The 21,951-nt window shown below is 72.0% G+C and carries 18 protein-coding genes; 11 read left to right on the forward strand and 7 right to left on the reverse strand.

Going from position 1 to position 21,951, the window contains the following annotated elements; genetic code table 11:
* Positions 1-3 precede the first annotated feature (3 nt).
* Positions 4-1,113, reverse strand: coding sequence for a DUF5925 domain-containing protein (locus AB0J87_RS10565; protein ID WP_363964063.1), 1,110 nt, complete (start codon positions 1,111-1,113; stop codon positions 4-6).
* Between the two features lie 66 nt (positions 1,114-1,179).
* A complete protein-coding gene (locus AB0J87_RS10570; RefSeq protein ID WP_363964065.1) occupies positions 1,180-2,634 on the reverse strand; it encodes a serine/threonine-protein kinase in 1,455 nt (484 codons plus the stop codon).
* Between the two features lie 94 nt (positions 2,635-2,728).
* Between AB0J87_RS10570 and AB0J87_RS10575 the strand changes: the two genes are divergently transcribed.
* The 5 genes from AB0J87_RS10575 to scpA all read left to right on the forward strand — a co-directional run bounded on the left by AB0J87_RS10575 (position 2,729) and on the right by scpA (position 11,326).
* Positions 2,729-4,594, forward strand: coding sequence for a potassium transporter TrkA (locus AB0J87_RS10575; protein WP_363964067.1), 1,866 nt, complete (start codon positions 2,729-2,731; stop codon positions 4,592-4,594).
* A gap of 18 nt (positions 4,595-4,612) precedes the next feature.
* Entirely contained in the window at positions 4,613-5,551 is a 939-nt protein-coding gene (mtnA, locus tag AB0J87_RS10580) for an S-methyl-5-thioribose-1-phosphate isomerase (RefSeq protein ID WP_363964069.1), read from the forward strand.
* A gap of 81 nt (positions 5,552-5,632) precedes the next feature.
* Complete coding sequence (locus AB0J87_RS10585) at positions 5,633-7,336, forward strand: peptidoglycan-binding protein (RefSeq protein WP_363964071.1); 1,704 nt, start codon at positions 5,633-5,635, stop codon at positions 7,334-7,336.
* Between the two features lie 115 nt (positions 7,337-7,451).
* Positions 7,452-9,182 carry a methylmalonyl-CoA mutase subunit beta gene (locus AB0J87_RS10590; RefSeq protein WP_363964073.1) on the forward strand — a complete coding sequence of 577 codons (1,731 nt, stop codon included), beginning with the start codon at positions 7,452-7,454 and terminating at the stop codon, positions 9,180-9,182.
* Positions 9,179-11,326 carry a methylmalonyl-CoA mutase gene (gene scpA / locus AB0J87_RS10595; protein ID WP_363964075.1) on the forward strand — a complete coding sequence of 716 codons (2,148 nt, stop codon included), beginning with the start codon at positions 9,179-9,181 and terminating at the stop codon, positions 11,324-11,326. Before AB0J87_RS10590 ends, scpA begins: the two co-directional genes overlap by 4 nt.
* Here the strand turns inward: scpA and AB0J87_RS10600 are convergent.
* Positions 11,320-13,452, reverse strand: a complete 2,133-nt coding sequence (locus AB0J87_RS10600) for a protein kinase (RefSeq protein ID WP_363964077.1) — start codon at positions 13,450-13,452, stop codon at positions 11,320-11,322. The genes scpA and AB0J87_RS10600 overlap by 7 nt on opposite strands.
* A 110-nt stretch (positions 13,453-13,562) precedes the next feature.
* On the opposite strand from AB0J87_RS10600, the gene meaB reads away from it, so the two are divergent.
* The 3 genes from meaB (at position 13,563) to AB0J87_RS10615 (ending at position 16,812) form a co-directional block, all read left to right on the forward strand.
* On the forward strand, positions 13,563-14,522 hold the full coding sequence (gene meaB / locus AB0J87_RS10605) for a methylmalonyl Co-A mutase-associated GTPase MeaB (RefSeq protein ID WP_357727993.1): 960 nt from the start codon (positions 13,563-13,565) through the stop codon (positions 14,520-14,522).
* 86 nt (positions 14,523-14,608) lie between these two features.
* On the forward strand, positions 14,609-16,363 hold the full coding sequence (locus AB0J87_RS10610; RefSeq protein WP_363964080.1) for a long-chain fatty acid--CoA ligase: 1,755 nt from the start codon (positions 14,609-14,611) through the stop codon (positions 16,361-16,363).
* A complete protein-coding gene (locus tag AB0J87_RS10615; RefSeq protein WP_363964082.1) occupies positions 16,360-16,812 on the forward strand; it encodes a thioesterase family protein in 453 nt (150 codons plus the stop codon). Before AB0J87_RS10610 ends, AB0J87_RS10615 begins: the two co-directional genes overlap by 4 nt.
* Here AB0J87_RS10615 and AB0J87_RS10620 read toward each other — a convergent pair.
* The 3 genes from AB0J87_RS10620 to AB0J87_RS10630 are packed head-to-tail and all read right to left on the reverse strand — an operon-like array spanning position 16,730 to position 20,114.
* Positions 16,730-17,803 (reverse strand): acyltransferase family protein, encoded by a 1,074-nt coding sequence (locus AB0J87_RS10620; RefSeq protein ID WP_363964084.1) that lies wholly within the window; start codon positions 17,801-17,803, stop codon positions 16,730-16,732. The two genes, AB0J87_RS10615 and AB0J87_RS10620, sit on opposite strands and share 83 nt — an antisense overlap.
* The gene (locus AB0J87_RS10625; protein WP_363964086.1) at positions 17,800-18,420 is read right to left on the reverse strand and encodes a TetR/AcrR family transcriptional regulator; all 621 of its coding nucleotides are present in this window, start codon (positions 18,418-18,420) and stop codon (positions 17,800-17,802) included. The genes AB0J87_RS10620 and AB0J87_RS10625 overlap by 4 nt, the downstream gene beginning before the upstream one ends.
* 53 nt (positions 18,421-18,473) lie before the next feature.
* The gene (locus AB0J87_RS10630; protein ID WP_363964088.1) at positions 18,474-20,114 is read right to left on the reverse strand and encodes a CehA/McbA family metallohydrolase; all 1,641 of its coding nucleotides are present in this window, start codon (positions 20,112-20,114) and stop codon (positions 18,474-18,476) included.
* A gap of 217 nt (positions 20,115-20,331) precedes the next feature.
* Here AB0J87_RS10630 and AB0J87_RS10635 point away from each other — a divergent pair, with 217 nt between their 5' ends.
* From AB0J87_RS10635 to AB0J87_RS10645, 3 genes are read left to right on the forward strand one after another with little or no spacing between them, the layout of a single operon-like run.
* A complete protein-coding gene (locus tag AB0J87_RS10635; RefSeq protein WP_363964090.1) occupies positions 20,332-20,670 on the forward strand; it encodes a metalloregulator ArsR/SmtB family transcription factor in 339 nt (112 codons plus the stop codon).
* Positions 20,667-21,137: an SRPBCC domain-containing protein gene (locus AB0J87_RS10640; RefSeq protein WP_363964092.1), complete on the forward strand. Its 471-nt coding sequence runs from the start codon at positions 20,667-20,669 to the stop codon at positions 21,135-21,137. Before AB0J87_RS10635 ends, AB0J87_RS10640 begins: the two co-directional genes overlap by 4 nt.
* Positions 21,134-21,760, forward strand: coding sequence for a dihydrofolate reductase family protein (locus tag AB0J87_RS10645; RefSeq protein WP_363964094.1), 627 nt, complete (start codon positions 21,134-21,136; stop codon positions 21,758-21,760). Before AB0J87_RS10640 ends, AB0J87_RS10645 begins: the two co-directional genes overlap by 4 nt.
* A gap of 6 nt (positions 21,761-21,766) precedes the next feature.
* Here AB0J87_RS10645 and AB0J87_RS10650 read toward each other — a convergent pair whose 3' ends face one another.
* The gene (locus tag AB0J87_RS10650; RefSeq protein WP_357727966.1) at positions 21,767-21,940 is read right to left on the reverse strand and encodes a hypothetical protein; all 174 of its coding nucleotides are present in this window, start codon (positions 21,938-21,940) and stop codon (positions 21,767-21,769) included.
* Positions 21,941-21,951: the final 11 nt, after the last annotated feature.

Raw genomic sequence — 21,951 nt, forward strand, 5'->3', positions numbered from 1 at the left:
CGGTCAGAGGTAGAGGCCCGTGGACTCGTCGCCTGGCTGCGGGGTGAACTCGCGGCCCGCGCGCAGGGCGTACAGCTGGGCCAGCGTCGCGCCCGACGCGCTCACCCCGTTGGCGGAGCCCAGCCAGGTGACGGCCTCGTCCTTGGTCAGCGGCCCGACCTCGACCTGCGCCAGGCAGCGGCCGGGGCGGACGACGGCCGGGTGGAGACGGGCGAGGTCCTCGTTGGTGGTGATCGCCACCAGGACGTCCCGCCCCTGGCCGAGCAGGCCGTCGGTCAGGTTGAGCAGGCGCGAGAGCCCCTGGCCCGCCTGGGCCTTGGCGCCCGAGCTGATCAGCTCGTCGCAGTCCTCCAGGACGAGCAGCCGCCAGCGCTGCGTGTCCTCGTCGGAGTCGTAGCCGACGGCCACCTCCATCAGGTAGCCCGGCTCGTTGAACAGCCGCTCGGGGTCGAGCACGCAGTCCACCTGGCACCAGTCGTGCCACTGCTTGGCCAGCGTGCGCAGCAGCGTGGTCTTGCCGGTGCCCGGCTCGCCGTGCAGCAGGATCAGGCGGCCGTTGACGTCGGCGGGGGTGATCGACATCAGCCGGTCGAGAGCGGGGCGGACCTTGGCCGAGTAGTTCTTGTTGATCTCGTCCCAGGGCTGGGCGGTGATCGGCTTCTCCGAGCGGGTGCCGCCGTGCATGCCGCGCCACCAGAAGCCCATCTCGACGTGGTCCACCTCCGGCATGGCCTCTTCGGCGCCCTCGATGCTCTGCGCGAGCACGCTCTTGGCCAGATCCTCGTCCACGGCCGTGACGCTGACGGTGGCCGTGCGGTTGCGGTGACGCACGACGCGCAGGGTCCAGCCCTCGCCGGCGATGAGCCGCGACTCCGAGCCGTCCTCGACCCGCGCCGTGCGCAGCAGGCGGCCGTCGGCCGGGCTCAGCGGGGCGTCAGGGCGCACGCGCTCCAGATTGGCAAGGCGGGACCACGGTTGCGCACCCGTCGCGAACGGCGACAGCGCCAAGGCGTCGATGACGTCGATCGCGGAGTCGGCATCGTCGATCCAGATGTTCATGGGGAGCTCTGAAGACTCCCGGCTGGGGAACGGCACCTCCCTCATCACAGACATAACGTTAATGATCCAGCGTTCAGCCGTCACATGTCGAAGGGTTTTGCGGAAAATTCGTGGTATCGGTTAGCTCTTGTTCAGAGTGCCGGTCTGGGTGACGATGCCGGGGCCGGGCTCGTCCCGCCAGGTGTAGGAGAGGGCGTCGCCCTGCCTGGCGAGCCAGACGGTGCCCGGGATGCAGCCGCCCTCCATCGCTTCCAGCGAGAACGTCAGCCGCGACGCCTCCACTTGGGTCAGGATGATCATGCCGCGGCAGCTCGCGCCGGCGTCCTTCTCGCTCCACTGCGCGGTGGTCGCGCCCGGCTTCAGCACCACGGTGTTCTCGGCCCCGTCGGTGTCCATGGGGTTGGTGCTCTCCGTCCGGCCCGTCCACGTCCCCGCGTAGGCGGCGGGGATCTTGAGCTTCCCGCCGGAGGCGGTGGGCGTCGCGCTGCCCGCGGACGCCGTCGGGGTGGCCGGTGGGGTCGAGGGCGGGGTGGCCGGAGGGGTGGCCGAGGGGGAGCTGTCGTCCTGGTCCGCGAGCGGGGTCGGGGTGCTGTTCACGGAGAGGATCGTGACGACGGTCGCGGCGAGGGCGACCAGGCCCGCCAGCCCGCCGATGAGCACGCCCCGCGAGCGGGGGCGCCCCGTCCCCTGGGTGGTGATCGCGGCCTGGGGGCCAGGCCCCGTGCGAAGTCCCTCGGGTACGGCGGCGTCCCGCGGGAGAGGGGCCGCCGGAGGGCCCTGCGGGGCGTTGGGGTTGACCAGGGACATCATCAGGTGCTGGGCCGTGGGCCGCCGCGACGGCTCCTTGGCCAGGCAGGACGCGATCACCCCGCGCAGGCGCGGCGGCAGCGGCGACAGGTCCGGCTCCGCGTGGAGCACCCGGTGCAGCACGGCGGGCACGGTGTCCGCGCCGAACGGGCTCGTGCCCGTGGCCGCGAACAGCATCGACGAGGCCCACGCGAACACGTCGGAGGCGGGGGAGGCGGGCGAGCCGCTGATCTGCTCGGGGGCCAGGTAGGCGGGGGTGCCGATCAGGCCGGAGGTCATCGTGGCCGCCCCCTCGGCCCGGGCGATGCCGAAGTCCACCACCCTGGGCCCGTCGGGCCCGAGCAGCACGTTGGCCGGCTTGAAGTCGCGGTGCACGATCCCGGCCGCGTGGATGGCGGCCAGGGCGGTGGCCGTGCCGACCGCCAGGCGTTCGAGGTCGCCGCCGCGCAGCGGGCCGCGCTCGCGCACCCGGTCGGCCAGCGAGGGGCCGTCCACGAACTCGCTCACCACGAACGGCCGGGGCCCGTCGGCCGAGACGTCGAGGACCCGCGCGGTGCAGAAGGAGGCGATGCCCTCCAGCGCGTCCAGCTCGCGCGCCAGCCTGGCCCGCGTCTGCTGGTCGCCGGTGCTCAGCAGCTTGACCGCGACCGGTTCGCCGGCGGCGGTGTGGGCGAGATAGACCACGCCCTGCCCGCCCTCCCCGAGCCGGCCGGACAGGATGTACCCGCCCAGGGACGGCGGGTCGTCCGGTAGCAGGGGGCTCGCCATGGCCGATACGTTACCGGTCGCCATGCGCTTGTGAAGATCCACCGGTACCTTGGAGCGTTGGGCAAATCACACCTTAAGCGGAGGTATCGGGGAAGTGTCGAAGGCGACGTTCCGTGAAAGGGCGCGTTACTGGTTCGACAACACCATGTCCAGGGGAACCGCCTCGTTGATCGGCTGGCTGGCCGTGGTCTCGGTGGGGCTGATCGTGGTCGTGGCCGGGCTCACGCTCTGGCTGGCGCCGAACGAGCCCGACGGCGTGAACGGCCCCGGACATGTGCTCTGGATCGCGCTCATGCACGCGCTGAACCCGGGCAAGCTCGCCAGTGACAAGGGCTCGACCGCGTACATGGCCGTGATGTTCGCCGGGTCGATCGGCGGCCTGTTCATCGTCAGCATGCTCGTCGGTCTGCTGTCCAACGGGCTCAAGCAGAAGGTGGACCGCCTGCGCAGGGGACGCTCGCGGATCGTCGAGTCCGGCCACACGGTGGTGCTCGGCTGGTCGGACCAGGTGTTCACGATCGTGGCCGAGCTGGTCAAGGCGCACGCCAGCCAGAAGGGCTCGGTCATCGCCGTCCTCGCCGAACGCGACAAGCTGGCCATGGAGGACGACATCCGCGAGGCCGTCGGGGACCTCGGCAGGACCCGGCTGGTCTGCCGCACCGGGCGGCCCACGGAGCCGCGCGACCTCGCGATGATGAACCTGGCCACCGCCCGTTCCATCGTCGTGCTCTCGCCCGAGGGCGAGGACCCGGACGCGCACGTCATCAAGATCCTGCTCGCGCTGGCCAAGCGCCGCGGCGTCCACCCGCCGGTGGTCGCCGGGCTCACCTCCAGCCGCAACATCGCCGCCGCCCGCCTGGCCGGCGGCGAGGACGTGCACCTCGTCGACTCCGACGACACCGCCTCCCGGCTCATCGTGCAGTCCTCGCGCCAGTCGGGCATGTCCGTCGTCTGCATGGACCTGCTGAACTTCGACGGCGGCGAGATCTACCTGCGCACGCCCAAGAAGCTCATCGGGATCACGTACGGCGATGCGCTGCACGCGTACCAGACCGCCTCCGTCATCGGCCTGCGCCGGCCGACCGGCGTCGTGCTGAACCCGCCTATGGACACCGTCATCAAGGCCGACGACGAGGTCATCGTCATCGCCCACGACGACTCCCACATCCGCCTGGCCGCCGGCAAGCCGTCCATGGACGAGTCCGCCGTCGTCGAGGCGGAGGCGCCGCCCACCGAGCCCGAGCGCACGCTCCTGCTCAACTGGAACGGCCGGGCCGAGCAGATCGTCCGCTACCTCGACGGCTACGTGGCCCCCGGCTCGGTGCTGGAGATCGCCGCAGACCACCCCAAGGCCGGCACCGGCCTGGCGGGCCTGCGCCACCTCACCGTGAACGTCAAGGACTGCGACACCACCGACAGGTACGCGCTGGAGTCGCTCGGCGTCGGCCTCTTCCAGCACGTCATCGTGCTCTCCGACGACCGCTTCGCCGCCCACCACGCCGACACCCGCACGCTCATGACGCTGCTCCAGCTCCGCGACATGCAGAGCACGCTCGGCGAGCACTACTCGATCGTCAGCGAGATGCACGACGAGAACAACCGGGCCCTGGCCGAGGTCACCGAGGCCGACGACATCGTGATCAGCGACACCGTCATCGGCCTGCTGCTCGCGCAGCTCGCCGAGAACCGGCACCTGGCGGACGTGTTCGGCTACCTGTTCGACTCGCGCGGCTCGGAGATCTACCCCAGGCCCGCCGGCTCCTACGTCAAGACGGGGACGCGCGTGCACTTCTCCACGGTCGTGGAGTCGGCCAGGCGCAGGGGCGAGACCGCCATCGGCTACCGCAACGCCCTGGCGCGCAACGACCCGCCGCACTACGGCATCGTCCTCAATCCCGACAAGTCCGAGCCCATCGTCCTGAACAAAGGCGACTCGGTGATCGTCCTCGCCGAGCGGTAAAAACGTACAGTTTGCCGTGTGAGGACCATTGACTGGGTGGACGGCGCCGTCGAGCTCGTCGACCAGACACTGCTGCCCGACAAGTGCGTGACGCTGCGCATCCAGACCGTGGACGAACTGGTGGACGCCATCCGGCGGCTGGCCGTGCGCGGCGCGCCCGCGCTCGGCGTGGCGGGGGCGCTCGGCGTGGTGCTGGCCGACGGCGACCCGGCGCAGATCGCCAGGCTCCGCGCCGCCCGGCCCACCGCCGTCAACCTCGCGTGGGGCGTCGACCGGGCCGCCGCCCACCTGCGGGAAGGCCGCGCGTCCGTGCTCGCGGCCGCGCTGCGCGTGCGCGACGACGACATCGCCGCCTGCGTGGCCATGGGGGAGCGCGGGGCCGACCTGCTCGAAGGCGACCGGCTGCGGATCATGACCGTGTGCAACACCGGCGGGCTGGCCGCCGTCGAACGCGGCACCGCGCTCGGCGTCGTGCAGACGCTCCACGAGCGCGGGCGGCTGACCGAGGTGCTCGCGCTGGAGACCCGCCCGCTGCTGCAGGGCGCCCGGCTCACCACCTGGGAGCTGGCCAGGATGGGCGCGCCGCACCGGCTCATCGCCGACTCGGCGGGGCCGTACCTGCTGGCCAAGGGCGAGGTGGACGCGGTGCTCATCGGCGCCGACCGCATCGCCGCCAACGGCGACACCGCCAACAAGATCGGCTCGTACGCCCTCGCGCTCGGCGCGGAGCGCGCCGGGGTGCCGTTCGTGGTGGTCGCGCCCGAGTCCACCATCGACCAGAACACCCCCACCGGGGAGCACATCGAGATCGAGGACAGAGGGGCGGACGAGGTCGTGACGGTCAGAGGTGTACGCGTGGCGCCTGAGGGCACCCAGGCGTTGAACCCGGCCTTCGACGTGACGCCGCACGATCTCATCACCGCGATCGTGACGGACAAACGGGTGATCAGACCCTAGGTAAAATCACCCAACTTCAGGACCCGTCCGCATGCTCCGCGTTACGCTCGGTGGTCTCGACAGCGACTCTCGGAGCTCACCGTGGCCATCGACCTGGTGTTACGCAAAGACTGGAACGCCCGCTCGCCGCGCGGCGACTACACGCAGCTCGACTCCACCAAGGGAGTGAAGGTCCACTACACGGGCGGCAGGGTCGACCCCGGCATCGTCTCCGACCACAGCGGGTGCGTCTCGCTGGTGCGGTCGATCCAGGCGTTCCACATGGACGACAATGGCTGGATCGACATCGGCTACTGCGTCGACGAGGAGACCGAGCTCCTCACCCGGCAGGGCTGGAAGTCGTACCGGGACCTGCGCGCGGGCGACGTCGCGCTCACGCTCGACCACGACACGGGCATGTCCGAGTGGCAGCCCGTGCTGGAGGTGTGCGTGTTCCCCGCGATGGAGCGGGAGATGATCCGGATGGAGGGGCCCGCCCACTCCTCCCTGACCACCCCCCATCACCGCTGGCCCGTGGAGCGCCAGGCGGGGGAGGACACGCGGCGCCTCTGGGTGACCACCGAGACCATCGGTCACCGGGACCGCATCCCGGTCGCGGTGCCCTGCGCCGACCTGCCGGCCGAGGCGAAGTGGTCGGACGCCTTCGTGGAGCTGGTCGCGTGGTTCGCGGCCGAGGGCGCGTCGAGCGCGAGCGGGGTCGCGATCCACCGGTCGCGGCGGGACCCGGCCCATCTCATGCGCGTCCGCGCCGCGCTCCACGGGGCCTTCGGCCCTCCCGCCGCGGGCGCGTCCCGCTGGAGGGAGACGGTCAAGGGCGATCTCGTCGAGTTCCGGCTCCCGGCCGACGCCGGACGGCAGCTGGTCGAGGTGGCGCCCGGCAGGGTGCCGGGGTACGCATTCCTCCTGTCGCTGACCCGGGCCCAGCTCTCCCTGTTCCTGGAGACCTCCCTGACGGCGGGCGACGCCGGGCGCGACAGGCTCGCCCGCGAGGACCGGGCGGCGGCGGAGGCGTTCATGTTCGCCGCGCTGCTGTCGGGGTCGGGAGCGGCCATGAGCCGCCTGCCCGAGACGGGCATGTGGCTGACCACGATCCGGCGCCGGCACTCCGTCATGCCCCGGACGGCCCTGAGGATCCGGAGGGAGACCTACCGCGGCCGGATCTGGTGTCCCCGGACCGAGAACCAGAGCTGGCTGGCCCGCCGGGAGGGGACCGTCTACTTCACCGGCAACACCATGGTCGCCTGCCCGCACCGCAAGGTGTTCGAGGGACGGGGTCTGCACCACCTGCCCGCCGCCAACGGCCCGGGGCTCAACGCCGGCCACTACGCGGTGCTGGGGCTCGTCGGCAACGCGGGGCTCGTCCAGCCGCCCGACGGGGTGCTGCACGCGATCCTGGACGCCGTCCAGTACCTGCGCGACAAGGGCCGCGCGGGCAAGGAGATCAAGGGGCACCGCGACGGCTACTCGACCGACTGCCCCGGCGACCCGCTCTACGACTGGATCCGGCGGGGCGCGCCCCGGCCGGGCGGGACCCCGCCCACGGAGCCGGCCGCGCCGCCGTTTCCCGGGCGGCTGCTGAAGTATCCGCCGGTCATGCACGGCGAGGACGTGCGCACCTGGCAGGCGCAGATGAAGAAGCGCGGCTTCGACCTGGCCGTGGACGGGGCGTACGGCTCCGGGTCGCGCGAGGTGTGCCGCAGGTTCCAGCGGCGGCAGGGCCTCGAGGACGACGGCGTCGTGGGCCCCCTGACGTGGCGGCTGACGTGGGAGGCGCCCGCGTCCTGAATCTGGGCCCTGAATTTTGGGCCCTGAATCTGGGGTGGACCGGGGTCGGCGACACACCGAGCCTGGGGTGGACCCGGGGTTACCGCGCCTCCGGAGCTCCGCCTAGTATCCGACCATGGAACTGGCCACGGGGTTCGAGTCCATCTCGCGAGACGGCTGGCGGGCGCTGGCGGTCGAGGTCCTCCGCAAGTCGGGCATCGAGACGGAGGCGCCGGAGGAGGCGCTGTCCACCGCCACCTATGACGGGGTGACGGTCGCGCCGCTCTACGACCTGGACGACCTGCCCGGCGATCCCGGGCTGCCCGGCGAGGCGCCGTACGTGCGCGGGGCCCGCGGCACTCCCGGCTGGGAGGTGCGCCAGCGGCACGCCGTGGCCGACCCCGAGGCGGTGCTGGCCGACCTGGAGAACGGGGTCACCTCGCTGTGGCTCGTCGTCGGGGACGGCGCCATTCCGGTGGACGCGCTGGGCGCCGTGATCAAGGACGTCTACCTCGACCTGGCGCCGGTCGTGCTGGAGGCCGGGGACCGGGTACGCGAGGCCGCCGAGGTCCTGTTCGGGCGCGGGAGCGCCGTGCGGGGCAACCTGGGCGCCTCCGCCGTTGGAGGTCCCGGGCTGGAGCTGGCCAGGCGCTGCGTCGACGGGTTCCCGGGGCTCGGGGCCGTCACCGTCGACGCCACCCCCTACCACGACGCGGGCGGCAGCGACGCCGAGGAGCTGGGCTGCTCGATCGCCCAGGGAGTCGCCGAGCTGCGGGCGCTGACGGACGGCGGGCTCTCTGTCGAGCAAGCGCTAGGGCAGATCGAGTTCCGGTACGCCGCCACCGCCGACCAGTTCGCCACCATCGCCAAGCTGCGCGCGGCCCGCCGGCTGTGGGCCAGGGTCGCCGAGGTGTGTGACGCCGCCGGGCACGGCGGCCAGCGGCAGCACGCGGTGACCAGCTCGGCCATGATGACCGCCCGCGACCCCTGGGTGAACATGCTGCGCACCACCCTGGCCTGCTTCGCCGCCGGCGTCGGCGGCGCGGAGGCGGTCACGGTGCAGCCGTTCGACGCCTGCCTCGGGCTGCCGGACGCCTTCTCGCGGCGCATCGCCCGCAACACGCAGGCGCTGCTGCTGGAGGAGTCGGGCCTCGGGCGCGTCATCGACCCCGCCGGCGGCTCCTGGTACGTCGAGCGCCGCACCGCCGACCTCGCCGAACGCGCGTGGGCCTGGTTCCAGGAGATCGAGGCGGCCGGCGGGATCACCCGGGCCGCCGGGCTCGTGGCGGACCGGATCGCCGCCACCCGGGCCCGCCGCGCCGACGACGTCGCCCACCGCCGCCTGCCCATCACGGGCGTGAGCGAGTTCCCGAACGTGCACGAGAAGCCGGTACGGCCGCCCACGCCCGCGCAGGCCGCCTCCGAGACGGGCGGCCTGCCCCGGGTCCGCTACGCCGAGGAGTTCGAGGCCCTGCGCGACCTGGCCGACGCGCGACCCCAGCGGCCCACGGTGTTCCTCGCCACGATCGGGCCCGTGGCCGCCCACACCGCGCGGGCCGCGTTCGCCGCCAACCTGTTCCAGGCGGGCGGGCTGGACACCGAGACCGCCGGTCCCGGGGCCGATCCCGAGCAGATCGCCACCGCGTTCGCCGTGAGCGGCGCCTCCGTCGCCTGCCTGTGCTCGACCGACAAGCTCTACGCCCAGCACGCCGCCGCCGTCGCCACCGCACTGCGCAAGGCCGGTGCGAGGAAAGTCTGGCTGGCGGGGAAGGGGGAGTACGAAGGCGTGGACGGAAACCTCTACGCGGGCTGCGACGCGCTGGCCGTGCTCCGCGAGACCTTCGACGACCTGGAGGTGACCCGATGATCCCGGACTTCTCCGGCATCCCGCTCAACGCCCTGCCCAAGGACGGGCCGCAGGCGCAGAAGCACGCCGGTGAGGTGTGGGAGACGCCGGAGGGCATCGGGGTCAAGCCGCTCTACACGGCCCACGACCTCGAGGGCATCGACTTCCTGCGCACCTACCCGGGCGTGGCCCCCTACCTGCGCGGCCCGTACCCCACCATGTACGTCAACCAGCCCTGGACCATCCGCCAGTACGCGGGCTTCTCCACGGCCGAGGACTCCAACGCCTTCTACCGGCGCAACCTCGCCGCCGGGCAGAAGGGCCTGTCGGTGGCCTTCGACCTGGCCACGCACCGGGGCTACGACTCCGACCACCCGCGCGTGGCCGGCGACGTGGGCATGGCCGGGGTGGCGATCGACTCCATCTACGACATGCGGCAGCTGTTCGACGGCATCCCGCTCGACCGCATGTCCGTGTCGATGACCATGAACGGCGCCGTGCTGCCCGTCCTCGCGCTCTACATCGTGGCGGCCGAGGAGCAGGGCGTCGCGCCGGAGCAGCTCGCGGGGACCATCCAGAACGACATCCTCAAAGAGTTCATGGTCCGCAACACCTACATTTATCCCCCGGCGCCGTCGATGCGGATCATTTCGGATATTTTCGCTTATACGAGCGAGAAGATGCCGAAATTCAACTCCATCAGCATTTCCGGTTACCACATCCAGGAGGCCGGGGCGACGTGCGACCTGGAGCTGGCCTACACGCTGGCCGACGGCGTCGAATACCTGCGGGCCGGGGTCGGCGCCGGGATGGACGTCGACCGGTTCGCGCCGCGCCTGTCGTTCTTCTGGTGCATCGGCATGAACTTCTTCATGGAGGTCGCCAAGCTCAGGGCCGCCCGGCTGCTGTGGGCCAACCTGGTTTCTGGATTTAACGCGAAAAATCCGAAATCGCTGAGCCTCCGTACGCACTCCCAGACCTCCGGCTGGTCGCTGACCGCGCAGGATGTCTTCAACAACGTGGCCCGCACCTGCGTCGAGGCCATGGCCGCCACCCAGGGCCACACGCAGTCCCTGCACACCAACGCCCTCGACGAGGCGCTCGCGCTGCCCACCGACTTCTCCGCCCGCATCGCCCGCAACACCCAGCTGCTCATCCAGCAGGAGTCGGGCACCACCAAGGTGATCGACCCGTGGGGCGGCTCCTACTACGTCGAGCGCCTCACCCACGACCTCGCCGAACGCGCCTGGGCCCACATCCAGGAGGTCGAGGCCGCCGGCGGCATGGCCAGGGCCATCGAGGCGGGCCTGCCCAAGCTCCGCATCGAGGAGGCGGCCGCCCGTACGCAGGCCCGCATCGACTCGGGCCGCCAGCCCGTGATCGGCGTCAACAAGTACCGCGCCGAGAGCGACGAGGCCGTCGAGGTGCTCAAGGTCGACAACAGCGCCGTGCGCGCCCAGCAGCTCGACAAGCTGGCCCGGCTCAGGGCCGAACGCGACCCCGGCGCCGTGCAGCGCGCGCTCGACGCGCTTACCAAGGCCGCCGACAACCCCGCGCCTGGCCTGGAGCACAACCTGCTCAAGCTGGCCGTGGACGCCGCCCGGGCCAAGGCGACCGTGGGCGAGATCTCCGACGCCCTGGAGCGGGTGTTCGGCCGGCACGCCGAGCAGGTACGTACCATCTCTGGGGTGTATCGCGACGAGTCAGGCCCCTCCGACAACATCGAGCGCGTCCGCCGGGCGTGCGCCGACTTCGAGCGGGCCGAGGGCCGCCGCCCGCGCATCCTGGTGGCCAAGATGGGCCAGGACGGGCACGACCGCGGCCAGAAGGTGATCGCCACCGCGTTCGCCGACCTCGGCTTCGACGTGGACGTCGGCCCGCTGTTCCAGACGCCGGAGGAGGTCGCCAGGCAGGCGGTCGAGGCCGACGTGCACATCGTGGGCGTGTCGTCGCTGGCCGCCGGCCACCTGACGCTGGTGCCCGCGCTACGCCGGGCGCTGGCCGACCTCGACGCCGGCGACGTCATGATCGTGGTCGGCGGCGTCATCCCGCCCGGCGACCACGACGAGCTGCGGGCCGCGGGCGCCGCCGCGATCTTCCCGCCCGGCACGGTGATCGCCGACGCCGCCCTCGACCTGCTCGACCAGCTGAGGAACCGTCAGTAAGTTCCCCGGTCGCACATCGTGACGGAGATCGTCCGCTGGGTGGCGACCGGGGACGTGATCCGGAGCGTGACGCGATGGACGCCGCCCGTGCTCTTGAGGCTCTGCGGCGAGGTCAGGAAGCGCTGGCCGTTCTCGGTGACGAGCGCCGACGAGCGGCCCACGGCGACGTTGTCGATGTACCAGGTGTAGCGGAAGGTCAGCGGCAGGCCCGTGCGCTGCACCATCGCCTGGAGCGTGACCTCGCCGCCGGTCCAGCAGTCGCCGTTCTTCGCGCCGCCAGGGCGGACGTAGACGAGCCTGAGCCGACCGGCGGCGGGCGTGGCACTCGCCGTCGGGGTGCCGGTCGGGTCCCCGGTCGAGTCCGTCGTCGATCCCGCCGTCGGGACGTTGCTCGGGGTGCCGACGGTCTGCGGGCTGGGCCTGGGGGTACGCGAGCGCCTCGGGCGCGTGGTTGGCGTGGTTGCTGCCCCAGCGGTGGGTTCGGTCGTGGGCGCGGTGGTCACGTCGGAGACGTTCTTGGCCTTGGGGGTGGGCGTGGTGGGGGTGAGCCACATGATGGCGCCGGCCAGCGCCAGCACGGACACGCCGGCGACGCCCGCGACGAGCACGATCTTCACCCGCCGCCGCCCGGACCGCCGCGGCGGCTCGGGCGCCTGGGGCGGGGCCTGGGGCTGGGGCGTGCCCGGCACGAGGAGGTCGACCAGCGCCGAGTGCTGGGCCACCGACGGCTCGGCCACGACCTGCGCGGCGCCCGGCCCTTCGGCGGGCGGGAAGCCCGGCGGCGGCTCGGCGGGCGCGTGGTGCTGGAAGGCGGGGGGAACCGGGGCCTCGACCGGAGCCGCCATCGGGAACGTCCCCGGTCCCTGGCCGTGCGGCGCGGTCGCACCCTGGTGGTGCGCGGCCGCGCCTTGGTCGAAGTGCGCGGGCGAGCCCTGGCCGAAGTGCGGGCCTTGATCGACGTGGGCGGGCGCGGCCTGGCCGAAGGGCTGGCCCTGGTCCAGATGTGCGGGTGCGTTCTGGCCGAAGTGCGGGCCCTGGCCGTGGTGCGCGGGCGGAGCGGGCTGCCCCACCACGGGCTGGCCCGCCACGGGCTGGCCCGCCACGGGCTGTCCCGACACGGGCTGGCCCGCCACGGGCCGGCCCAGGGACTGGGGGTCGGTGCCGTGGCTCTGGCGCGAGGTCCGGCGCGGCAGCGGGGCCGCGGGCTGCTCCGCGGCCGGCTCCTGGGTGCGGGCCCGGCGCGGCGGCGTGTCCTGGTCGAGGGTGGCGTCGGGCGTGTCCTGCCAGGCCGCCAGCGGGGGATCGGGCCTGTGGGGCTGGGTCTGGTACGGGGCCGTCTGCTGGCGGGACGGCGCGGTCAGCCGCAGCAGCACGTCACGCATCGCGGGGCGGGAGCCGGGATCCTTGGCCAGGCAGGCCAGCAGGATCTCGCGTACCGGCCCGCGCAGCTCGCCCATGCGCGGCTCGTCCTTCAGGATGCGGTTGATCACCGCGGGCAGCGAGTCGTCCCCGAACGGCGGCACCCCCGTGGCCGCGGAGACCATCACCGATCCCCACGCGAACACGTCCGACGCCGCCCCGCCCGCCTGCCCGGCGAGCTGCTCGGGCGCCATGTACGCGGGCGTGCCGACGAAGGTGCCGGTCGCCTTCACGCCGGTGCCGAGCGCCCCGGCGATGCCGAAGTCCACCACCCGCGGCCCGTCGGGCCCGATCAGGACGTTCGCCGGCTTGAAGTCCCCGTGCACGACGCCGGCCTGGTGGATGGCGTCCAGCGCGGTCGCGGTCGCCACGGCGAGCCGCTGCAGCTCCGCCCCGCCGAGCCGGCCGACCTGCTGGAGGGAGGGTCCGTCCACGTACTCGGACACGATGTACGGCCTGCCGCTGGTCGAGGCGTCGAGCACCTGCGCGAGGCAGAACGGCTCGACCTTGCGCGCGGCGGCGATCTCCGTGGCGAGGCGGCCGTCGACGGAGAGCCCCTCACGCAGCACCTTGACGGCGACCGGGGTTCCGTTGCGGGCCTGGCCGAGGTAGACGACACCATGGCCGCCCGCGCCGAGCCGACCGACCAGCCGGTAGGGTCCCACCGTTGCCGGGTCGCCCTCGCGGAGGGGTTCGACGTTGGGCATGAGGGGAGTGACTCCTGTGACGGCTGAGATCAGAACTCCAGCACCCTACTGGCAAAAGTCAAGAATTGTCAGAGATTAGCTGATCAACTGGGAAGAAAGGGGTAAGCCGGGTGCACTCGCTGGAGGACTACGCCCGAGGCGTACGGGCCGGGTCCCGTACGTGGATCGCCCGCGCGATCACGCTGGTCGAGTCGACCAGGCCCGACCACAACGTCCTGGCGCAGCGCCTGCTCGTCGAGCTCACCCCGCTGTCCGGCCACGCGCGCCGGATCGGGATCTCCGGCGTGCCCGGCGTGGGGAAGTCCACGTTCATCGACGCGCTCGGCACGATGCTGACCGCGCAGGGCCACAAGGTGGCCGTCCTGGCCGTCGACCCCTCCTCCACCAGGACGGGCGGCAGCATCCTCGGCGACAAGACCCGCATGGCCCGCCTGTCGGTCGACCCCGCCGCGTTCATCCGCCCCTCGCCCACCTCCGGCACCCTGGGCGGCGTCACCAAGGCGACCAGGGAGGCCATGGTCGTCGTGGAGGCCGCCGGCTTCGACGTCGTGCTGGTCGAGACCGTCGGCGTGGGCCAGTCGGAGACCGCGGTGGCCGACATGGTGGACACGTTCCTGCTGCTCACGCTGGCCCGCACCGGCGACCAGCTCCAGGGCATCAAGAAGGGCGTGCTGGAGCTCGCGGACGTCATCGCGGTCAACAAGGCCGACGGCGAGCACGAGCTGCCCGCCAGGAAGGCCGCGCGGGAGCTGGCGGGCGCGCTGCGCATGCTCCGCTCCGACTCCACGCCGCCGCCGGTGCTCACGTGCAGCGGGCTCACCGGCGACGGGCTGGACAAGCTCTGGCGGCACGTGCTGACCCACCAGGAGTCGATCGACCTGGCCGCCAAGCGCCGCGGGCAGCAGGTCGGGTGGACGTGGACGCTGGTGCGCGACCGGCTGCTGTCCGAGCTGCGCCACGACCCCGAGGTGGCGGCGATCACCGAGGAGATCGAGCGGGAGGTCCTGGCGGGGGAGCTGACGCCCGCGCTCGCGGCCGACCGGCTCCTGTCCGCCTTCAAACGCCCCTGAGACGGAAAGCACGCGGCGCTCTGGTCTATCCCAAATGGTGGGATTGCTTTTAGAGTCGGCGTCAACACCGTCCAGGAGGTTCAGGCATGTCCAGCATTCCGTCCCTGCTGCGCGATCGGATCGCGGCGACCCCCGACGCGGAGGCGTACCGATTCCCCTCGGACGACGGCTGGGCCTCGCTGTCGTGGCGCGAGGTGGGCGACCGCGTGCGCGGGCTGGCCCTGGGCCTGGCCGGGCTGGGCTCCGGGCCCGGCAAGCGGGTGTCGATCCTCTGCTCGACCCGGGTCGAGTGGATCCTGGCCGACCTCGCGGTACTGGCGACCGGAGCGGCCACGACCACGATCTACCCGTCCAACACGGGGGCCGAGTCGGCGTTCGTCATCACCGACTCCGGCAGCACGATCGTCATCGCCGAGAACGACGACCAGGTGGCCAAGCTCAGGTCCGTCCAGAAGGAGCTGCCCGACGTCACCCACGTCGTGGTCGTCGACGGCTCGCCCAGCGACGACGGCTGGGTGGTCACGCTCGCCTCCCTCAGCGGTGAGGGCGACTACGACGCCATGGTGGACGCCATCGCCCGGGGCGACCTGGCCACCCTCATCTACACCTCGGGCACCACCGGCCGCCCCAAGGGCGTGGAGCTGACCCACGACAACTGGCTCTACGTCTCCGAGGCCGTCCGCGGGCTCGGCATACTCTCCGAGTCCGACCTGCACTTCCTGTGGCTGCCGCTGTCGCACTCGTTCGGCAAGCTGCTGGAGGTCGTCATGATCGACATCGGCGTGCCGACCGCGATCGACGGCCGCCTCGACAAGATCGCCGAGAACCTCGGCGTGGTCAAGCCGACGTTCATGGCCGCCGCGCCGCGCATCTTCGAGAAGATCCACAACACGGTCGTGGCCACCGTGCGCCGCGAGGGCGGGATCAAGCTGCGCATCTTCGACTGGGCGAAGCGGACCGGCATCCGGGTCGTCAGGGCCCGCCAGCGCGGGGCGGACATCCCGGTCACCACCCGGATCGAGCACGCCCTGGCCGACCGCCTGGTCTTCGCCAAGCTCCGCGACCGGTTCGGCGGCCGGATCCGCTTCTTCATCTCCGGCGCCGCGCCGCTCTCGCAGGACATCGCCGAGTTCTTCGACGCGGCGGGCCTGACGATCATGGAGGGGTACGGGCTGACCGAGTCGTCGGCGGGCAGCTTCCTCAACCGGCCGGAGTCGGTGAAGTTCGGCACGGTCGGGCCGCCGCTGCCCGGCACCGAGGTCCGCATCGCCGACGACGGCGAGGTCCTCATCGGCGGGCGCGGCATCATGCGCGGCTACCACGGGCTGCCGGAGGAGACGGCCGGGGCGCTGGAGGAGGGCTGGCTGCACACCGGTGACATCGGCGAACTCGACGAGGCCGGACGGCTGCGCATCACCGACCGCAAGAAGGAGCTGATCAAGACCTCGGGCGGCAAGTACGTCGCGCCCACGTACCTGGAGGGCCGGATCAAGGCGGCCTGCCCGTACGCGTCGCACGTCTTCGTGCACGGCGACCGGCGCAACTACGTCACGGCGCTGGTCACGCTCGACATGGACGTCGTCAAGCCGTGGGCCCAGGCCGAGGGGCTGCCGTCCGACCCCGAGGAGCTGCGCGAGCACCCGCGCGTGCGCGAGGAGGTCGGGCGGGCCATCGACCAGGTCAACGCCGACCAGGCCAGCTACGCCACGGTCAAGAAGTTCGCGATCCTGGCGGAGGACTTCACCGTGGAGACGGGCGAGCTGACGGCCAGCCTCAAGATCAAGCGCAAGGCCGTCGAGGAGCGCCACGGCAAGACCCTCGACTCCTTCTACGACGGGTGAGCGATCCCGTCGTGATCTCCCACCTGCCGGTGCGACCGAGGCACTGCGACGCGCAGGCCATGATGCACGCCTCCCGCTATTACGAGTACATCGAGGACGCGTTCCTCGACTGGATCGGGGCCCGCGGCGGCTACGACCGGCTCCGGCGGGAGGGCGCCGACCTGGTGGTCAAGGCGAGCGGGTGCGAGCACCACGCGCCCGCCCGCCTCGGCGACGTGCTGGCCGTGGAGAGCGCGCCGGCCAGGGTCGGCACCACGTCGATCACGATGACGTTCACGATGCGGCGCGGGGACGTGGTGGTGGCCGTCGGGACGGTCACGTACGTGTGCGTCCGCGACGGCCACCCCGCCCCCCTGCCTGAGATGCTCAGAGGACCCGCTTCGCCCCCGGCAGCGACCGCACCAGGTACGCCAGCGACCAGCACAGCGGCAGCGCCACCACCAGCATGATCGCGAACTTGACGACCGCGACCGCCTCCAGCGGGCGCAGCGCGTAGCCGATGGCGACCAGCACGAGCGGGTGGATGATGTAGACGGTGAAGGCGTGGTCGGACAGGAACCTCCCGCGCGGCCCCTGTTCGGCGAAGCGCTCCCTGAAGAGCACTGACAGCCCGATGATCATGCTGACCGCGAAGGCCGACTCCCAGGTGGCCGTCAGCGCCGACGAGAGCTGCCCGCCGGTCATCCGCGAGAGCGGCAGCAGCACGGTGCTCGACACACCCGCCACGACGAACCCGAGGTGCCCCGCCCGCGCGGGCAGCGTCTCGAACCAGCCGCGCCTGAAGGCCGCGCACCCGAGGGCGAACATGGCGACGTACTGCGGGAGGAAGTCCGGCGTCGGCAGCCCGAGCACCGGCACGTACGTGCCGGTCGGCACCGGGAGGCGCCACAGGAACGTGGCGAGGGACAGGCCCAGGACGAACAGCACGACCGACCGGAGCCGCAGCGGCTCGGGGCGCGGATCGGCCGCCGGCCGCCGGCTCCGCCACCACGCGTACACCAGCGCGAAGACGATCAGCACCTCGGCGAACCACATGGGCCCCGGGTCCCACGAACCCAGGTAGTACTGCCAGTAGGGCAGGTCCGGGCGCTGCGCGAGCCCGCCGAAGTTCACCAGCGGCCGCAGCAGGACGAGGAAGACGAGCAACGGGACGCCCAGCCGCACCAGCCGGTCCCGGACGAAGGCGCGCGAGCCCTTGCGGTCGTACGAGCCGGGGGTGAAGAAGCCGGAGATGAGGAAGAAGAACCCCATGAAGAACGCCTGGTTGAACACCACCAGGATGTCGAGCGCGACCCCCGACGGGTCCTTGGCGGGCTCGGTGTAGAACCAGAGGGGGATGTTCCCGTACGTGACCGCGGCGTGGTGGGCCACCACCAGCGCGGTCAGCACGATCCGCAGGTTGTCGATCGAGTGGAGCCGGGTCCTCGGCTCGGTCTTCATATCCTGCATGCCCTTTCGAAGAGGTCGGCGAGTTCGCGCGCGTGCGCGTCGAGGTCGTGGTCGGGATAGGCGGCCCAGTAGCCGAACATGCTGTCCATGGCGGCCGACACCGAGACGGACATGACGCGGAGGTCGAAGTCCCTGAACTCGCCGGTGCGCTGCCCGAGTTGGAAGATCATCTCGATTGCCCGGTAGATCTCCTCGCTGGTGTGCACGCCGTAGCGGGGTTTGCCGTCGGCGCCGCGCAGGTTGTTGAAGATCTCGCCGAGCGCCAGGATCTTCGAGCGGTGCTTGCGCATGTGCGCGGCGTTGGCGACGAAGTACGTCCGCAGCAGGGCGCCGGCCCCCTCCACGCCCTCCATCGCCGCCAGCACGTGATCGGCGGCCTCCGTGTAGGCGCGGGTGACCACCTCCTCCATCAGCTCGTCCTTGCCGGCGAAGTGGTAGGAGATGACGCCCTTGCTGATGCCCGCGTGCTTGGCGATGCGCGCAAGGGACGCCTGGGCGAACCCGACGTCGGCGATCACCTCCACGGCCGACGCCACGATCTGCGCGCGCCTGGCCTCCTCGATGAACGAACGGCGCTTCTGGCCGTCCGGTTCAATTTCTGACCGCATGGCCAAAATTTAACACACACGGCCAGAAACCGCGACGCTCGTCGCCTCGCGCCTCAGCCCAGCCGGGACCGGTAGACCGCCCTGGCCTGCTCCAGCAGGGACACGTGGTCGCCGAACTGGTAGGCGCCGACCAGGCGGCCGTGCTGCCTGACGAGCTCCTCCAGCAGGTCGAGCCACTCCAGGCACCACACGACGTCCTCGCGCCGGGCGACCCGCCGCCCGTCCACCTCCACGTAGACGGGGCTGGTCAGGGCGTACCCGGTGGAGGTCAGGGTGCGGGGGTGCCGGCCGCACAGGACCTCGGCCACCACGTACGTGGACGCGTCCACCGTGAGGTCGGTCGTCGCGGTCAGCGGCTCGTCGGGGGCCCGCCCGGGTTCGTCCGTTCGCCGCGTGGCCCCGGCCCGCACGCCCTCCGCCGTGCGGATGCGCACGGCCGCGACCTCGGGGCCGACGGCGGTGGCCGTGACACGGACGCGCTGCCCCGCGCGGGCCTGGATCACGTGGCCCGGGCCGTGGCCGGCCACCGACAGCTCCAGCCAGGGGCCGGTGGTGGCGAACGTCCGGCCCGCGCGTACGGCCGCCGCGAACGACCTGGCGGTCAGCGCGCCCTCGACCTGGGCATAGACGCGGGCCCAGCCGGGCGGATTCGACTGGTTGTCGGAACGGGTGAAGGAGATCATCGAGTCCGTGCCCGCGGTCACCGCGAGCCGGTTGCCCGCGCCGATCAGCCGCCGGTACACCGCCGCCGTGGACGGGATCGAGGCGTGCGTGAGCACGTCGAGGCTGTCCACGAGCCCGAGCGCGACGTCGGCGACCAGCTCCCTGGCGGAGCAGTCGCGCCACATGTGCGACACGATGTCCTGGGGCGGGTCGCCGTCGGCGATCGGCGTGCGGAAGGGATGGCTGTAGCCGACGAGCGCGCCGAGCCCGCGCAGCTCCCGCAGCCCGTCGGCGTTGGGCGGCCAGTCGGCGTCCCCCGCGAACCCGGTGTGGAAGCGGCCGGGCGCGGCGCGCGGCGCGAACGCGTAGACGTGGCCGAGCAGGTCGTTGCGGTATTCGACGCCCATCCTGGCCACGTGCGTGGCGTCGGACCACGGCAGGTCCACGTCCGTCCAGTGCTCCAGCGCCTCGCGGTCATAGCCGCGCCTGCCGGAGATGTTGCCTGCCAGGAGGTTGAGCACGTGCAGGTCCTCGCCGTGCTGTGCGGCGGCGGTGTCTGCGGGCGCTCCCACCAGGTCTCCCGCCCAGTTGAGGTGCACGTGCATGTCGCCGCCGTACCAGCCGCGCGCGGCCGCGTCGTAGATGCGCCGCGGGGCGAGCTCGACCAGGCGCTCCTCGCCCGGCCGCGGTTCGATCTCCAGCCTGGCCTCGCCGTACTCCATGCCTCTGGCGACCGTGATCGTCAGGGGCACGCAGGGGACCTCCAGGACGATGTCGTCGCCGTGGAAGTAGGGGCGGCCGTGGTAGTCGTACCGGCTGGGGGTGTCGCGCGGGAACCAGCCGCTGCCGTCCTCGCTCGTCACGCTCCACCGGCACGGCATCCCCGCCACCAGCCGCAGCCTGGCGGCCTGGGCGGGGCGCAGGAGGGTGTCCAGCTCGATGCGCACGCCGTCCACCATGACCGAGCTGCCGTGATCCACCTCCAGCAGCGCGCCCGCCACGCTTTCGGGCAGCACTGGCTCTGCACGCATACGCGCCCCTCCCTGTCGCTCGCGCGTCATCGTGACATGGGCCACGAAAGGCGAGCCCTTGAGAGAAGTGCCAGGGATCGGAAACCTTGTCCTGGGGAGAAGATCTGTACTTCCGAGTATTCGCCCAGGCGTACTGAACCGTCCTGATCGGCAATCGTTGTGAATCTCGATACTTAGCCCTTGCGCTAACTATTGCGGGGTGGCCATACTTAGCCGCATGGCACAGTATTCGGCGGAGCTCGACGGGGTGTTCGTCGCGCTCGCCGACCCGACCCGGCGCGCCGTCGTCCGGCGTCTCGGCCGCGGGCCCGTGAGCGTCGGCGACCTCGCCCGCGACTTCCCGATGACCCTCCCCTCGTTCATGAAGCACGTGCGGACGCTCGAATCGAACGGGCTCATCCGCACGCTCAAGTCCGGCCGGGTGCGCACCTGCGTGCTCAACCGCGAGCGGCTCGCCCTGGTCGACGATTGGCTCGCCGAGCAGCGCCGGATCTGGGAGGAACGCACCGACCGCCTCGAACAGCTCGTCGCCTTCCTGGAGGAGAACCCGCAGTGAATCCCGATCTCGACCTTGCCCTGGAGCGGATCATCCGCGCCCCGCGCGCGACCGTGTGGAGGGCCTGGACGGACCCGTCCCGGCTCGAGCGGTGGTGGGTCCCGGCTCCGTACCGCTGCCGGGTGGACCGCCTGGACCTGCGGCCCGGCGGGGCGTTCGTGACGCGGCTGAGCGACGGCGGGGCCGAGTTCGGCCCGCACATGGACGCGTGCTTCCTCGCCGTGGACGAGCTCGAGCGGATCGTGTTCACCAACGCGATCGACAGCGCGTGGCGTCCCGCGAGCCCCGCCCCGGTCGCGATCACCGCCACGATCACGCTCAACGATCACCCGGACGGCACGGACTACCGGATCGTCGTCCGGCACGGCGACCCGGAGGCCCGCGCCCATCACGAGAAGCTCGGCTTCGCCGACGGCTGGGGGACGGTCACCGCCCAGCTGTCCGCTCTCAGCGAGGGCGGGCCATGAAGATCGCTCTCACCGAGTTCCTCACCCTCGACGGGGTCAGCCAGGGACCCGGCTCGCCGGAGGAGGACACCGGCGGCGGATTCACCCGTGGTGGCTGGCTCGTTCCCCACATGGACGGGACGTTCGTCCAGCGCGCCTCCGACTGGCTCGACCTCGCCGACGGCCTGCTGCTCGGACGGCGCACCTACGAGGCGTTCGCACGCGACTGGCCGGAGATCACCGACCCGGCCGACCCGTTCACCGGGCGGATGAACACCCTGCCGAAGTACGTCGTGACGAACACCCTCACCGAAGGGACCTGGGACCCCACGACCATCCTCAACGGCGACCCGGTCCACACGGTCGCCGAACTCAAGGCACGGCCGGGCCGCGAGCTCCAGATCCACGGCAGCGCCCGCCTCGGCGACTCGCTGCTGGCGGCGGGCCTGATCGACACGCTCCGCCTCGTGATCGCCCCCGCCGTCGTCCGGACCGGCCGGCGGCTGCTGACCGGCGTGGGCGCCCCGTCCGGCCTCCGCCTGCTCCACCACGAGGCCACGCCGAACGGCCTGCTGCTCCTGGAGTACGAGGTGACCGGCCAGGCGCGCCAAGGCGCCTACGAGGGCGTCGCCGCCTTCGCCTGAGCGGCGCTACCGGGAGGCGGCGCGAGGACGGTCGCGGGGCGGGACGGTGGCGACCGTGCCCGAGGTGCGCACCTCCCACACGCCGCAGGCACACCGCAGGTAGGAGACCGTGCCCTCGGAGGTGCGGTGGGAGGAGACGACGGCCAGGGCCAGAGGGTCGTGCAGGTGTCCGGAGTGCATGCTTCCAATCT

It is taken from the genome of Nonomuraea sp. NPDC049625, assembly GCF_040675285.1.
Taxonomy (GTDB): Bacteria; Actinomycetota; Actinomycetes; order Streptosporangiales; family Streptosporangiaceae; genus Nonomuraea; species Nonomuraea angiospora_A.

Coding starts and splice junctions, on each gene's coding strand:
- AB0J87_RS10630 (WP_363964088.1), bottom strand. CDS start 20,114: ATGCGTGCAGAGCCAGTGCTGCCCGAAAGCGTGGCGGGCGCGCTGCTG.
- AB0J87_RS10620 (WP_363964084.1), bottom strand. CDS start 17,803: ATGAAGACCGAGCCGAGGACCCGGCTCCACTCGATCGACAACCTGCGG.
- AB0J87_RS10610 (WP_363964080.1), top strand. CDS start 14,609: ATGTCCAGCATTCCGTCCCTGCTGCGCGATCGGATCGCGGCGACCCCC.
- AB0J87_RS10645 (WP_363964094.1), top strand. CDS start 21,134: ATGAAGATCGCTCTCACCGAGTTCCTCACCCTCGACGGGGTCAGCCAG.
- AB0J87_RS10590 (WP_363964073.1), top strand. CDS start 7,452: ATGGAACTGGCCACGGGGTTCGAGTCCATCTCGCGAGACGGCTGGCGG.
- AB0J87_RS10650 (WP_357727966.1), bottom strand. CDS start 21,940: ATGCACTCCGGACACCTGCACGACCCTCTGGCCCTGGCCGTCGTCTCC.
- AB0J87_RS10600 (WP_363964077.1), bottom strand. CDS start 13,452: ATGCCCAACGTCGAACCCCTCCGCGAGGGCGACCCGGCAACGGTGGGA.
- AB0J87_RS10635 (WP_363964090.1), top strand. CDS start 20,332: ATGGCACAGTATTCGGCGGAGCTCGACGGGGTGTTCGTCGCGCTCGCC.
- scpA (WP_363964075.1), top strand. CDS start 9,179: ATGATCCCGGACTTCTCCGGCATCCCGCTCAACGCCCTGCCCAAGGAC.
- AB0J87_RS10625 (WP_363964086.1), bottom strand. CDS start 18,420: ATGCGGTCAGAAATTGAACCGGACGGCCAGAAGCGCCGTTCGTTCATC.
- AB0J87_RS10565 (WP_363964063.1), bottom strand. CDS start 1,113: ATGTCTGTGATGAGGGAGGTGCCGTTCCCCAGCCGGGAGTCTTCAGAG.
- AB0J87_RS10570 (WP_363964065.1), bottom strand. CDS start 2,634: ATGGCGAGCCCCCTGCTACCGGACGACCCGCCGTCCCTGGGCGGGTAC.